12 protein-coding genes are annotated in these 14330 nt (G+C 69.1%); 5 read left to right on the forward strand and 7 right to left on the reverse strand.

Annotated elements, in window-relative coordinates; translation table 11 throughout:
* Positions 1–41: 41 nt before the first annotated feature.
* The 4 genes from NQ151_RS01490 to dut all read right to left on the reverse strand — a co-directional run bounded on the left by NQ151_RS01490 (position 42) and on the right by dut (position 4826).
* Positions 42–2909, reverse strand: coding sequence for an aconitate hydratase (locus NQ151_RS01490; protein ID WP_257526797.1), 2868 nt, complete (start codon positions 2907–2909; stop codon positions 42–44).
* Between the two features lie 104 nt (positions 2910–3013).
* Positions 3014–3781, reverse strand: coding sequence for a DUF3159 domain-containing protein (locus NQ151_RS01495; RefSeq protein ID WP_257526798.1), 768 nt, complete (start codon positions 3779–3781; stop codon positions 3014–3016).
* Entirely contained in the window at positions 3778–4377 is a 600-nt protein-coding gene (locus NQ151_RS01500; RefSeq protein WP_257509774.1) for a DUF3710 domain-containing protein, read from the reverse strand. The genes NQ151_RS01495 and NQ151_RS01500 overlap by 4 nt, the downstream gene beginning before the upstream one ends.
* Positions 4374–4826 carry a dUTP diphosphatase gene (gene dut / locus NQ151_RS01505; RefSeq protein WP_257509773.1) on the reverse strand — a complete coding sequence of 151 codons (453 nt, stop codon included), beginning with the start codon at positions 4824–4826 and terminating at the stop codon, positions 4374–4376. Before dut ends, NQ151_RS01500 begins: the two co-directional genes overlap by 4 nt.
* A gap of 12 nt (positions 4827–4838) precedes the next feature.
* Between dut and NQ151_RS01510 the strand changes: the two genes are divergently transcribed.
* Positions 4839–5315 (forward strand): DUF3093 domain-containing protein, encoded by a 477-nt coding sequence (locus NQ151_RS01510; protein WP_257509772.1) that lies wholly within the window; start codon positions 4839–4841, stop codon positions 5313–5315.
* Positions 5316–5321: 6 nt separating this feature from the next.
* On the opposite strand, the gene NQ151_RS01515 is transcribed toward NQ151_RS01510, so the two are convergent.
* Positions 5322–5615, reverse strand: a complete 294-nt coding sequence (locus tag NQ151_RS01515; protein WP_257509771.1) for a DUF4193 domain-containing protein — start codon at positions 5613–5615, stop codon at positions 5322–5324.
* Between the two features lie 219 nt (positions 5616–5834).
* Here NQ151_RS01515 and sepH point away from each other — a divergent pair, with 219 nt between their 5' ends.
* Positions 5835–6884 (forward strand): septation protein SepH, encoded by a 1050-nt coding sequence (sepH, locus tag NQ151_RS01520; RefSeq protein ID WP_257509770.1) that lies wholly within the window; start codon positions 5835–5837, stop codon positions 6882–6884.
* Here sepH and NQ151_RS01525 read toward each other — a convergent pair.
* Positions 6881–8005, reverse strand: a complete 1125-nt coding sequence (locus tag NQ151_RS01525; protein ID WP_257526799.1) for an alkaline phosphatase family protein — start codon at positions 8003–8005, stop codon at positions 6881–6883. The two genes, sepH and NQ151_RS01525, sit on opposite strands and share 4 nt — an antisense overlap.
* Before the next feature lie 65 nt (positions 8006–8070).
* Here NQ151_RS01525 and NQ151_RS01530 point away from each other — a divergent pair, with 65 nt between their 5' ends.
* On the forward strand, positions 8071–10551 hold the full coding sequence (locus NQ151_RS01530) for a DNA gyrase/topoisomerase IV subunit A (protein WP_257509768.1): 2481 nt from the start codon (positions 8071–8073) through the stop codon (positions 10549–10551).
* 91 nt (positions 10552–10642) lie between these two features.
* On the opposite strand, the gene NQ151_RS01535 is transcribed toward NQ151_RS01530, so the two are convergent.
* On the reverse strand, positions 10643–12724 hold the full coding sequence (locus tag NQ151_RS01535; protein WP_502883233.1) for a DNA gyrase/topoisomerase IV subunit B: 2082 nt from the start codon (positions 12722–12724) through the stop codon (positions 10643–10645).
* A 196-nt stretch (positions 12725–12920) separates the two neighbouring features.
* On the opposite strand from NQ151_RS01535, the gene NQ151_RS01540 reads away from it, so the two are divergent.
* Together NQ151_RS01540 and NQ151_RS01545 are read left to right on the forward strand one after the other, a co-directional pair.
* Entirely contained in the window at positions 12921–13145 is a 225-nt protein-coding gene (locus NQ151_RS01540; protein ID WP_502883546.1) for a DUF7455 domain-containing protein, read from the forward strand.
* Positions 13146–13223: 78 nt separating this feature from the next.
* Positions 13224–14249, forward strand: coding sequence for a sugar-transfer associated ATP-grasp domain-containing protein (locus NQ151_RS01545; RefSeq protein ID WP_257526800.1), 1026 nt, complete (start codon positions 13224–13226; stop codon positions 14247–14249).
* Positions 14250–14330: the final 81 nt, after the last annotated feature.

Consider the following 14330-nt stretch of genomic DNA (forward strand, 5'->3'; position numbering starts at 1 on the left):
AGGCCCGGAGTCGTCGACTCCGGGCCTGTTCACAGTGTGACTCAGACGAGGCTGCGCAGCACGTACTGCAGGATGCCGCCGTTGCGGTAGTAGTCCGCTTCACCGGGGGTGTCGATGCGCACGATGGCATCGAATTCCACCGGCTGCTTGCCCTCGGCGGAGAACTCGCTGGGCGTGGCGGTGACCCGGACCGTCTTCGGGGTGACGCCTTCGTTCAGCTGCTCCAGACCCGTGATCGCGACGATCTCGGTGCCGTCCAGGCCGAGGGACTCCCAGCTCTGACCGGTGGGGAACTGCAGAGGGACGACGCCCATGCCGATGAGGTTGGAGCGGTGGATGCGCTCGAAGCTCTCGGTGATGACGGCCTTCACGCCCAGCAGGCTCGTGCCCTTGGCCGCCCAGTCGCGCGACGAGCCGGAGCCGTACTCCTTGCCGCCGAAGATGACCAGCGGGGTGCCCTCGGCCTGGTAGTTCATCGACGCGTCGTAGATGAACGCCTGCGGGCCGCCCGGCTGCGTGAAGTCGCGGGTGTAGCCGCCCTCGACGACCTTGCCGTCGTTGACCGCGCTGACCAGCTGGTTCTTCAGCCGGATGTTCGCGAACGTGCCGCGGATCATGACCTCGTGGTTGCCGCGGCGCGAGCCGAAGGAGTTGAAGTCCTTGCGCTCCACACCGTGCTCGATGAGGTACTGCGCCGCGGGGGTACCGGGCTTGATGTTGCCGGCCGGGCTGATGTGGTCGGTCGTGACCGAGTCGCCCAGGGTCGCCATCACGCGGGCGCCGGTGATGTCGGCGACCGGGGTCAGCTCCATCGACATGCCCTCGAAGTACGGCGCCTTGCGCACATACGTCGACTGCTCGTCCCACTCGAAGATCGGGCCGGTCGGGGTGGGCAGGTTCTTCCAGCGCTCGTCGCCGTCGAACACGGTGGCGTACTGCTTGATGAACTGCTCACGCGAGATCGAGGTGGCGATGACGTCCTGCACCTCTTGCGGTGCCGGCCAGATGTCCCTGAGGAACACGTCGTTGCCCTCGGTGTCCTTGCCCAGCGCGTCGGTCTCGAAGTCGAAGTGCATCGAGCCGGCCAGTGCGTAGGCGACCACCAGCGGCGGCGAGGCCAGGTAGTTCATCTTCACGTCGGGGCTGATGCGCCCCTCGAAGTTGCGGTTACCCGACAGCACCGCGGTGACGGCGAGGTCGTGATCGTTGACGGCGGCGGAGACCTCTTCGATGAGCGGTCCCGAGTTGCCGATGCAGATGGTGCAGCCGTAGCCGACGGTGTAGAAGCCGACGGCTTCCAGTGCCTTGTCCAGGCCGGACTTCTCGTAGTAGTCGGTGACGACCTTGGAACCGGGGCCGAGCGTGGTCTTGACCCACGGCTTGCGCTTGAGACCCTTCTGGACCGCCTTCTGCGCGAGCAGACCCGCGGCGATCATGACGGACGGGTTCGACGTGTTGGTGCACGAGGTGATCGCGGCCAGCGTCACAGCGCCGTTGTCGAGGATGTACGGGTCACCCTCGGGAGGGGTCACCTTGACCGGCTTGGAGGTTGCAGCCGGTCCGCCGCTGCCGATGTGCACCTCGCGGGTCACCGGCTCCTCGACACCGGGCACCTGGCCCGGGTCGGAGGCGGGGAACGAGTGCTTCGACTCGAGGTCGACGATGTCGTCGGACGTGGATGCCGTGGCGTAGCCGACGATGTCCTTCTCGAACTGCGTCTTGGCCTCCGACAGCAGGATGCGGTCCTGGGGGCGCTTGGGGCCGGCGATCGAGGGGACGACCGTGGACAGGTCCAGCTCCATGTACTCGCTGAAGGCGGGCTCCACCGACGCGTCGTGCCAGAGGGACTGCGCCTTGGCGTACGCCTCGACCAGTGCCACGGCCTGCTCGTCGCGACCGGTCAGGCGCAGGTACTCCAGCGTCACGTCGTCGATCGGGAACATCGCCGCGGTCGAGCCGAACTCGGGGCTCATGTTGCCGATGGTGGCGCGGTTGGCCAGGGGCACCGAGGCGACGCCGGCACCGTAGAACTCGACGAACTTGCCGACGACGCCGTGCTTGCGCAGCATGTCGGTGATCGTCAGCACGACGTCGGTGGCGGTCACTGCGGCCGGGATCTCGCCGGTGAGCTTGAAGCCGACAACGCGCGGGATGAGCATCGACACCGGCTGGCCGAGCATTGCGGCCTCGGCCTCGATGCCGCCGACGCCCCAGCCCAGCACGCCGAGGCCGTTGACCATCGTGGTGTGCGAGTCGGTGCCGACGCAGGTGTCGGGGTAGGCCCGCAGCACACCGTCGACCTGGCGGTCGTAGATGACCTTGGCGAGGTGCTCGATGTTGACCTGGTGCACGATGCCGGTGCCAGGCGGGACGACCTTGAAGTCGTTGAACGCGCTCTGGCCCCAGCGCAGGAACTGGTATCGCTCACCGTTGCGCTGGTACTCGATCTCGACGTTGCGCTCCAGCGCGTCGGCGGTGCCGAACAGGTCGGCGATCACGGAGTGGTCGATCACCATCTCCGCAGGAGACAGCGGGTTGATCTTGTTCGGGTCGCCGCCCAGGGTGGTGACCGCCTCGCGCATCGTGGCGAGGTCGACGATGCAGGGCACACCGGTGAAGTCCTGCATCACCACGCGCGCGGGGGTGAACTGGATCTCCGTGTCGGGCTGCGCGTCGGGATCCCACGACCCCAGCGCCTGGATCTGCTGCTTCGTGACGTTCGCGCCGTCCTCGGTGCGCAGCAGGTTCTCCAGCAGCACCTTGAGGCTGAACGGGAGCTTGTCGTACCCCGGCACCGTCTCGATGCGGAAGATCTCGTAGTCGGTGCTGCCGACCGTCAGGGTGCTCTTGGCACCGAAGCTGTCAACACTGGACACGCGTGTCTCCTTCGTCGGCCGCGGGGTGGCCATCACTGGCCCGTTCCCCCATCATCCCCGGCTTGGCGGACGGCGGCTAGTGAGGCCCGCCTAACCCGCCAGGGGAGGAAATTTATCTTGATATCAAGATAAATGTATCACTCCGCCGGGCGTGCGTAGAGCGCGCGCGCGGCGAGCCACGTCACCGCGATGAGGGGCGCGAACAGTGGCAGACCCATGATCAGCTTGAGGGTTCCCAGCGTCGCGACGTCATCGGCGAAATACAGCGGAAGCTGCACCGCGAGCCGGGCGTAGAACAGTGCCGCCCACGCCAGCGTGAGCCAGAAGAAGACCCGACGCTTGCGGGGGTCCCGCCGCCAGGTCGTCCCCTCCCCCATGAGATAACCGGCCGCGAGACCGATCAGTGACCAGCCGATCAGGGCCGAGATGAGCAGTGCGGTGCCGTACGCGGCGTTGGTGATGAAGCCGGGGACGAAGTTGTCGGCGCCGCGGCCCGTGAGCAGTGCCAGCCCCGCGGCCGCCGCGGTGGCGATCAGCCCGCCGAGGGCGGCGGAGGGTGGGGTGCGCTGCGCGAGACGCAGCAGCGTGAAGACGACCGCGAGGCCGACGGAGAGCCCGAGGCTCAGCGGCAGGTTGGCCTCCCCCGTCTCGCGATCGACGGTCAGCGTGTACGCGACGACGAAGACGAGGCCCGGCAGGACGGATTCCAGCACCCCGCGCCAGCCACCCATCGCATGCCAGACGACATGGCCCGTGGGTCGCTCATCGGTGGGATCCAGGCCGGCGCGACGCGCGGCACCGCTGAGTGCCTGGCCCAGCACATCCGCGGTGGACGGCTCGGGCGGCGTGAGGTCGCGGTCGCGGTCGGGATCGCGGTCGGCGGTGGGGTCGTGCGGTGTGCTCACGCGCTGCCCGGCGTGGCCGGCATCTTCAGGGGGATGAGGTCCCGCGGGGGCATCGGAGTGCCGCCGCGCACCACCACGAGGGAGCGGAACAGGTCTTCCACGCGCTCCGCGGCATCCGCGTCGGAGGTCGCAGCTCCCCCGATGACGCCCCGCAGGAACCAGCGGGGGCCGTCGACGCCGACGAACCGCGCCAGGCGCTTTCCGGTGGCGCCGCCGGTGTCGGCGACGGGAACCTCGGCGAGGAGTTCGGGGCCCAACGGACCCTCGCGCTCCTCGACGCGCCCGCCCTGCTGGCGGATCTGCTGGCGGATCTGCTCACGGGTCTCGTCCCACAGCCCTGCCGAGCGCGGTGCGGCGAACGGCTGCACCTGGAGGGTCGAGTCGGCGTAGTCCAGGCCTACCGCGACGATGCGCTTGGTCTGCTCCTCGACCTCGAGGCGCAGGTTCAACCCCTCGCGGGGCAGCACCTTGATGCCGCCGAGATCGATGTACGGGCGCACCGGGTTGGCTTCGGACTCGTCGAACGGGCCGTGCTCGGCTCGGTCTTCGGGCGCGGCCTTGCGCGGCGGGAGGTCCTGTGACGTCGGGTCGGTCATGCGTGGTTTCCTGTCTTGTCGTACCCGGTGGAGCCGAACCCGCCGTCGCCGCGCACGCTGCCGGGCAGATCAGGCATCGGCAGGAAGCGCGCGCGGGTGACGGGCATGACGATCAGCTGTGCGATGCGGTCGCCCACGGCGATCTCGTACGGCTCGGTCGCATCGGTGTTCAGTAGCGCGACCTTGATCTCGCCGCGGTAGCCGGCATCGACGGTGCCGGGCGAGTTGACGATCGTGATCCCGTGCTTGGCTGCCAGGCCGCTGCGGGGCACCACGAAAGCGGCGTACCCGTCGGGCAGCGCGATCCGGACACCGGTGCCGACGAGGGCACGCTGGCCTGGTTCGAGTCGCAGCGCTTCGGCCGAGACGAGATCGGCTCCCGCGTCGCCGGGGTGGGCGTAACCGGGAACCTCGGATGCAACAATGGGAACGTCCACGGATTCGGTCACCCCACGAGGCTAATGCAGAAGACAGCGGCCGGCATTCGCCCGGCATACACATACCGCGAGCGGCTCAGTCCCTCGCTCTGGGTGCTCGTGAGCGCCGCCGTGGTCGGCCCGATGGCCGCCCTGGTGCTCACGCCCCTCGACCCGACCCTCGGCCTGGCGGTGGGAGCTGTCGTCGGCATCGGCGCGGTCGCGCTGCTGATGGGCCTGTCCCCCGTGATCGAAGTGCGCGACGGCTGGCTCCACGCCGGACGCGCGAAGATCCAGGTGCGCTACCTCGGTGAGCCGCAGGCGCTGGCAGGCGATGCCGCTCGCGCGGCGCGTGGCACCGAACTGGATTCGCGCTCGTGGCTGGTGGTGCGTGGCGGCGTGGACGGGATCGTTCGCGTGCCGGTCGATGACCCTCGCGACCCCGTGCCGATGTGGGTCATCTCCACCCGAACGCCCGACCGTCTCAGCGCTGCTATCCGCGCTGCACGGCCGGGCGACTGAGGGGTCTTACGCGGAGCACTCCATGCACACGGCGCCAGCGGGGGTGTCGTGGTCGATCTGCGAGCGGTGCTTCACGAGGAAGCAGTTGGAGCAGGTGAACTCGTCCTCCTGCGGGGGAAGCACCACGACATCGAGCTCGAGGTCGGAGAGGTCGGCGCCGGGAAGCTCGAAGCCGGACGGGTTGTCGGCATCCTCCACGTCGACTGCGCCCGAGAGCTTGTCGGGCACTCGCTCCTTGAGCGCTTCAATCGACTCGCTGTCATCCTCGGTCTTGCGCGGTGCGTCGTAATCGGTGGCCATTCTCGAACGTCTCTTCTTCCAGTTCAGCGTGCGTGTTCGCCCGATCGGGCGGCGATAGTTTGCATGACGGGATGCCTTTTCGCAAATGCCGCGCGGCGCGGGCCGCTGCAGCCCCGATCGTCAGGGCGTGAAACTCGCGGCGCGCCCTGGTTATTCCGGGCGTACGGCGTGTGCTGTGACACCATGGGCCCACACGGCAGATTCGGAGGGGTGTTTCGCATGGAACAGCTCAAGGTGATCGGCACCGAAGACGGCACGATCGTCCTCGCAACCGAGACGGGCGAACGCTTCGCCCTTCCCGTCGACGACGTGCTGCGCGCAGAACTGCGCAAGGCACGGCGCGACCGCGACGGGGAACGACGCGTACCCAAGTCCAGTCCGCGCGAGATTCAGGCGCACATCCGCTCCGGCATGTCGGCGGCGGAGGTCGCGGACCTGTTCGGCGCGCGACTGGAGGACATCCAGCGGTACGAGGGACCGGTGCTCGCCGAGCGCGAGCACATCGTGGGGCAAGCCCTCGCCGTGCCCGTTCTCGTTGGCAGCGAACTCGAACCCGACGCGCAGCCGACATTCGGCGCGGCCGTGCGAGCCAAGCTCGCCGAGGCCGGTGCCGTCGGCGAACGCTGGACCAGCTGGCGCGAACAGACCGGCTGGATCGTCAAGCTCGAGTTCACCGCGAACGACGTCGACCACGACGCCCGGTGGACCTTCGACCCGCGCCGCAGCACGCTGGCACCGCAGAACAGCGATGCCACCCAGCTCTCGCGTCAGGGATCGCTGCCGGACGGCCTCATCCCGCGGCTGCGTGCCCTGGACCACCCCGTCGGCAAGGACGAGTCCCGCTTCGACAGCGGTGCGTTCGGCCCCCGTCGCCCGGTGGAGCCCGAAGACTTCGACGCGCCGGAAGTGCGCGCCCACGCCACACCCGCGGTGCAGTCCGCCGCGATCAAGCGTGCCCCCGACGCACCGGTGACCTCCTCGGAGACCGCCGACCTGCTCGAGGCGCTGCGTCGTCGCCGCGGTCAGCGCGAGCCGCTGCCGGGGACGACCGCCGCTGCACCCTCCCCTGTCTCCTCGTCGCCGATCGCGCTGTTCGAGCCGGCGGATCCCGGTTATGACGCCGCCCGGTCCGAACAGCCTGCCGAAGAGACGCGCCCGTCGGCACACGAGACGCAGGCTGCCGATGCCGGTGGCCGGCGCAAGGGCGGACGCCCCTCGATGCCGTCGTGGGACGAGATCGTCTTCGGCGCCCGCACCGAAGAGTCCTAACCGGCGTAGGCGCCTAGTCGGATGAGCGGCACGATCCGCTCCTCCGAGGTCATCGATCCGTGCTGGCCGACCATCTTCTGTGACGCCTTGTCGGCGCCGCGGTCATCGTAGTAGGCCACACCGGCTCGAGCCGCGACGATCACGTCGCCGATGCGCGGGATCACCTCCGCGTCGGTCGGTCCGAACAGTCCCGCCTGCACGGCTTCGTCACGGGTGAACACCCAGGACCGGTCACCCTCGGACGCAAGCCACGCGGCATGCACCGCCGCGGCCCGGTCCGGGTCGGCATATAGATGCAGCATCCGCGGCTCCCCGCCGAACACGCGCACGCCGTCGGTGAGCCCGTCTCCTTCGCGCAGCAGCAGGTGGCGATGCCGCGGCACGTCGACCATGCCGTGGTCTGCGGTCACCACGACGCCGGTGCGCGGGGACGCCAGTTGCGCGAGCCGGCGGGCCGCGGCATCCACCCGCTCCAGCCCCGCCGACCAGGCGTCGGACTCCCACCCGTGGCGGTGGCCGAGCGCGTCGAGCTCGTTGGCGTAGAGGTAGATCAGCGCGCCCGGGTGACGGGCGGCCAACTCGGCGGCCTGCTGCACGCGCTCGTCCAGATCGTCCGCGGCGACGAACTCGGCGCCCCGCAGGATCGCCTCGGTGAACCCGGTGCCGGCATACTCCGACTTCGTCACGACGAAGCAGGGCCGGCCGTGCTCGCGCTCGAAGATCGGCTGGGCGCGCTGCCAGGAGTGCGGATCCAGGCCGTGCGACTCCCAGCCCTTCAGCTGGTTCGGGGCCTCATCGGTGCCCGGGATGCGCACGCGATACCCCACGATGCCGTGGCGACCAGGGCCCTGGCCGGTGAGCAGGCTCGTGAGGGCGGCTGCCGTGGTGCTCGGAAAGACCGTGTGGGCGATATCGCGCTTGGCCATCGCGCCCACCAGGAACCGGGCGTGACCGGCGCGGGAGGTGAGATTGAAGCGGCCCAGCCCATCGACGACGAACACGATCGCGCTCTGTGCGGGCGGCAGCCAGTCGTCGTGACCTGAGAGAGAGGCCACCATGTGCGGCATGACATCGGTGAGGCTCCGGGCGGAGGCCGGGTCCGCAGGTACGCTGAGAGACATCGCGGCAAGTCTCCCATACGGGTGGACGGCCACCTTTCCCGCCACCCGAGGACGCACCGAGTTCAATGGCAGCATCGCGCAACGACCCTTCCCCCGCACCGCTCACCGAGCGCATCGAAGACGTCGACGTCTCGACGGAGATGCAGGGATCGTTCCTCGAATACGCGTACTCGGTGATCTACTCGCGGGCGCTGCCCGACGCCCGCGACGGGCTGAAGCCGGTGCAGCGGCGCATCCTGTACCAGATGGCCGAGATGGGCCTGCGGCCCGACCGTGGTCACGTCAAGAGCGCCCGCGTTGTGGGCGAGGTCATGGGAAAGCTGCACCCCCACGGCGACTCCGCGATCTACGACGCCCTGGTGCGGCTGGCGCAGCCGTTCGCGCTGCGGGTGCCGCTGGTGGACGGGCACGGCAACTTCGGCTCGCTCGACGACGGTCCCGCCGCCGCCCGGTACACCGAGGCGCGGCTGGCTCCGTCGGCGCTGGCGCTGACGGAGAACCTGGACGAGGACGTCGTCGATTTCGTCCCCAACTACGACGGGCAGTTCCAGCAGCCCGAAGTGCTGGCCGCCGCCTTCCCGAACCTGCTGGTCAACGGCGCCGCCGGCATCGCGGTCGGCATGGCCACCAACATGGCCCCGCACAACCTCATCGAGGTCGTCGCCGCCGCGGTGCACCTGCTCGACAACCCCGAAGCGACGCTCGAAGAGCTGATGGAGTTCGTCCCCGGTCCCGACCTGCCCGGCGGTGGCGTGATCGTGGGGCTGGACGGCGTCAAGGATGCCTACGCGACGGGCCGCGGCACCTTCCGCACCCGCGCCAAGGTGTCGGTCGAGTCCCTCGGCCCGCGGCGCACCGGCCTCGTCGTGACGGAACTGCCCTACATGGTCGGTCCGGAACGGGTGATCGAGAAGATCAAGGATGCCGTCACCGCGAAGAAGCTCACGGGCATCTCCGATGTTGCCGACTTCACCGACCGCAGCCACGGGCTGCGTCTGGTCATCGGCATCAAGACCGGGTTCGACCCGCAGGCGGTGCTCACCCAGCTGTACCGGCTGACGCCGCTGGAAGACTCCTTCGGCATCAACAACGTCGCCCTCGTCGACGGGCAGCCGCAGACGCTCGGCCTGAAGCAGCTGCTGCAGGTCTACCTGCAGCACCGCATCCAGGTCGTCACGCGCCGCAGCCGCTATCGGTTGGCCCGGCGCCAGGACCGGCTGCACCTGGTCGAGGGTCTGCTCATCGCGATCCTCGACATCGACGAGGTCATCCAGGTCATCCGTGCGTCCGACGACGGCGAGCAGGCGCGCACCCGACTCATGGACGTGTTCGACCTGTCACAAGCGCAGGCCGAGTACATCCTCGAGCTGCGGCTGCGTCGACTGACGAAGTTCTCCCGCGTCGAGCTGGAGACTGAACGCGATCAGCTCAAGGCCGAGATCGCACAGCTGGAGGAACTGCTCGCGAGCGAGGTGCTGCTGCGTGCGCAGGTCGCCCGCGAGCTGGATGCCGCGGCGGAGACCTTCGGCACGCCGCGGCGCACACTGCTGCTCAACGGCGGCCCGCCGGTGTCGGCTCGCTCTCGTGCCGCGGCCCCCGCCGACCTGCAGATCGCCGATGCCCCGTGCCGGGTGTTCCTCTCGGCCACCGGCCGCATGGTGCGCGCCGACCTGCGACCGGCCTCTGAGGACGGCGGCGACGCGGGCACCGGCATCGTCGCGCCGACCCGGCGCAGCAAGCATGACGCCATCCGCTCCGCCGTCGACACGACGACGCGGGGCGACGTCGGGGCGGTCACCAGCACCGGGCGCCTGGTGCGCTTCTCCCCCGTCGACCTGCCGTCGGTGCCGGGCAACTCCGTGCAGCCGGCCGCCGGCACCCGCGCCGACCAGTACCTGGGGCTCGGCAGTGGCGAGCACGTCGTGGCGCTCGTGCCGCTGGCGGAGAACCCGCCGATCGCGATCGGCACGGCTCAGGGTGTGGTCAAGCGGGTCGCGGCCAGCGAGATCGCCACCAAGCACGACGTCGAGATCATCTCGCTCAAGCCCGGCGACCGCGTCGTCGGTGCCGAGGTCGCCCCCGATGACGCGGAGCTGGTGTTCGTCACCTCCGACGCGCAGTTGCTGCGCTTCGACGCGATCGCGGTGCGGCCGCAGGGCCGGTCGGCCGGCGGCATGGCCGGGATCCGTGTCGCGCCGGATCAGCACGCGATCTACTTCGGCGTGATTCCCGCCGGCTCCGCGGACGAGGCCGTCGTCGTGACGATCGCCGACACGTCGCAGACGCTGGCCGGGGCGGATGCCGGCAGCGGCAAGGTGTCGGCCCTGTCGGAGTACCCGACCAAGGGCCGGGCGACCGGCGGGGTGCGGGCGCAGCGGTTCCTGAAGGGCGAGGACACCCTCTCGCTCGCGTGGGTCGGCACCGACCCGCGCGCCGTGGGTCCCGACGGCGCCGTGCGGGTGCTGCCCGCCTCCGGCGCCAAGCGCGACGCGTCCGGGCAGCCGCTGGACGATGTCGTCGGCGCGGTCGGCACCGCCGTCGCCTGACCGCGCGGCCGCCCCTGCCCGCTCCCCTGTCAGGAATGGGGCTCCTGCGCGACGATCTGTGACAGGCGAGCGGTCGCGGGGCGGGGCGGGGTCAGGCGTCGATGCGGTCGCGACCGAGACGGTCGCTGGATTCCACGATGAAGTCGCGGCGCGGGGCGACGTCGCTGCCCATCAGCAGCTCGAACATCGCGTTCGCGGCATCCGCATCCTTCAGGCGCACGCGGCGCAGCGTGCGTCCGGCGCGGTCCATCGTGGTGGTCGCGAGCTGGTCGGCATCCATTTCACCCAGGCCCTTGTACCGCTGCACCGGCTCCTGCCAGCGCTTGCCCGACTTCGTGAGCTTGGCCAGCAGCGTGTGCAGCTCGGCCTCGCTGTAGGTGTAGATCGTCTCGTTGGGCTTGGACCCGGGGTTCATCACGATGACGCGGTGCAGCGGCGGCACGGCGGCGTACACGTGGCCCTCCTCGATGAGCGGGCGCATGTACCGGAAGAACAGGGTCAGCAGCAGTGTGCGGATGTGCGCACCGTCGACGTCGGCGTCGCTCATCAGGATGATCTTGCCGTAGCGCGCGGCGGAGAGGTCGAACGAGCGCCCGGAACCGGCGCCGATCACCTGGATGATCGCGGCGCACTCGGCGTTGGAGAGCATGTCGCTCATCGAGGCCTTCTGCACGTTGAGGATCTTTCCCCGGATCGGCAGCAGCGCCTGGTATTCGCTGTTGCGCGCGTGCTTGGCGGTGCCCAGCGCCGAGTCACCCTCGACGATGAACAGTTCGGATGCCGATACGTCGTTGGTCCTGCAGTCGGCGAGTTTCGCGGGCAGCGACGAGGACTCCAGCGCGTTCTTGCGGCGCTGGGTCTCCTTGTGGGTGCGCGCCGAGATGCGCGCCTTCATCTCGGAAACGACCTTGTCCAGCACGAGCGCGGTCTGGGACTTGTCGTCGCGCTTGGTGGAGGTGAACCGGGCGGTGAGCTCCCGCGTGACCACGTTCGCGACGATCTGGCGGACGGCCGGAGTACCCAGCACCTCCTTGGTCTGCCCCTCGAACTGCGGCTCCGGAAGGCGCACCGTCAGCACGGTGGTGAGCCCGGCGAGGATGTCGTCCTTCTCGATCTTGTCGTTGCCGACCTTCAGCCGGCGGGCGTTCTGGTCGACCTGCGCGCGCAGCACCTTCATGAGGCCCTGCTCGAACCCCTGCTGGTGCGTGCCGCCCTTCGGGGTGGCGATGATGTTGGCGTACGACCGTGTCACGGTTTCGTAGCCGGTCCCCCAGCGCAGCGCGATGTCGACGACGCACTCCCGCTCCACCTCGGTGGGCACCATCGCGCCGCTGGCCTGCAGTACCGGCACCGTCTCAGTGAAGGTGCCCGTGCCGGTGAGTCGCCAGATGTCGGTGATCGCCGCATCGGGGGCGAGGAACTCCGCGTACTCCGAGATGCCGCCGTCGAAACGGTAGCTCGTCTCGATCGGCTCCTCGCCGCGGGCGGTGCCGCGCTCGTCGCGGATGACGATCTCCAGACCCGGCACCAGGAACGCGGTCTGCCGGGCGCGCTGCACCAGCTCGTCCAGGTTGAACGCGGCATCCTTGGTGAACACCTGCCGGTCGGCCCAGTAGCGGATGCGCGTGCCGGTGACGCCCTTGGCCGTCTTGCCGGCGATGCGCAGTTCGCTGGCGCGCTCGAACGGCGTGAACGGGGCGTCGGGGGTGGGACCTGCGAAGTTGCCGGGTTCGCCGCGGTGGAACGACATCGCCCACGTCTTGCCGCCGCGGTCGACCTCGACGTCGAGGCGCTCGGACAGGGCGTTGACGACCGACGCGCCGACACCGTGCAGACCGCCGGATGCCGCGTAGGAGCCGCCGCCGAACTTGCCGCCGGCGTGGAGCTTGGTGAAGACGACCTCGACACCGGAGAGTCCGGTGCGCGGTTCGATGTCGACGGGGATACCGCGGGCGCGGTCGCGCACCTCGACGCTGCCGTCGGCGTGCAGGACGATGTCGATGCGGTTGCCGTGGCCGCCGAGCGCCTCATCGACGGAGTTGTCGATGATCTCCCAGAGGCAGTGCATGAGCCCGCGCGAGTCGGTCGAGCCGATGTACATGCCGGGGCGTTTGCGGACGGCCTCGAGGCCTTCCAGCACCTGGAGATGGTGGGCGGAGTACTCGGAGGTCACAATCCTCAAGCGTATCCGCGGCATCCGACACGACGGTCGTCGACACACGTGAGGAAACCTCACCGACACGCCCGGGGGTGCTGGGGGCGTACGCGTACAGCGAAATGTGATGCGATCGCGGCATTCTCGCAACATCCGCGTGGTTGTATGGCATAGACCTGGAACGAGCAGCGACACATCCCGAGGAGGCACCGAGATGAGCATGACATCGACACCGACCGACCAGACCGCCGTCCTCGACTACCGCCTGACCGCGGCCGACCGGTGTGACTCCTGCGGCGCGCAGGCGTACATCGCCGCCGAGGTCAATGGCAGTGAACTGCTGTTCTGCGCCCACCACGGTCGCAAGTACGAAGAGAAGCTGCGCGCCGTCGCCACCAGCTGGCACGACGAGACCGCACGCCTGATCGAGTCGCTCTGACATCTGGCCGATACGGCCACTTCCGGTGCCCCGCCTAAACTGGCGGGGCACCTTTTTTCCGTCCGGGGAGGACACCACATGGCCTCGCGTGGCCTCGCGCTCCAACACCGTCTTCGCGTGCTGCTGCAGCGCGCCCGCAACATCGACGTCTCGTCGGTGACCGACCGGGCGCGGCGCACGGCGAAGATCCACGGCAAGAGCTATCCGGTGGTGCTCGCCGACATGCTGTGGTCGGCCGCGCGGCACCGCGTCGGCTTCAACGACTACCTGGAGTTCGATTTCGCGATCCTCACCCGCGCCGAGCGTGCCACGTGGGTCACCAGCCCGCTCGCCCTCGAACTGTCCAACCGCTTCGATGACGCGGCCTACGTGCACACCTTCCACCACAAGGTGGAGTTCAACCGCGCGTTCGACCGCTTCCTGGGCCGGGAGTGGCTGGAGCTGACCGAGGGGAACGCCGCAGAACTCGAGGCTTTCGCGTCGCGGCATCCGGTGCTCATCGGCAAGGAGCCGGTGAGCAAGTCCGGTCTCGGGGTGCGCCGCTACTTCGCGTCCGACGTGTCGGACTGGTCCAGCTTCCACGCCGAACTGCTCGCGCGCGGCGAGGTGCTCATCGAGGAGAAGATCGAGCAGCACCCCGATATCGCGGCGACGTGCCCGGGAACGGTCAACACCACGCGGGTGACGACGTTCGTCAAGGATGACGGCACGGTCGAGATCATCAACATGGCTCAGAAGTTCGGGCGCGGCCAGGTCAGTGACCAGGGCACTTTCGGCGGCTTTTACACTGTGCTCGACGAGAACGGCCATGCCCAGGGCAAGGGCTACGACATCCACGGGAACCTTTTCGAGACGCATCCGGAGACCGGATACCGCATCGCCGATTTCCAGCTGCCGAGGATGGACCAGGTCCGTGAGCTGATCACCGAGGTCGCGCTGGTCGTGCCGCAGGTGCGCTACGTCGGCTGGGACATCGTGGTGGGACCGGACGCTCCCCTGCTGGTGGAAGGCAACTGGGGCGCTGGTGTGTTCGAGAACAAGCCCACCGCCACCGGCATCCGTCACGGACACCTCCCCCGTTACCGCGCCGCGATGGGCTTCTAGCCCGCGAGTGAGTATTCGCGCTGCCGAGTGAGTATTCGCGCTGCCGAGTGAGTACTCGGATGCCGAGTGAGTACTCGGATG

The sequence above is a fragment of the Microbacterium sp. zg-YB36 genome, assembly GCF_024623575.2.
In the GTDB taxonomy this organism is placed as follows: Bacteria; Actinomycetota; Actinomycetes; order Actinomycetales; family Microbacteriaceae; genus Microbacterium.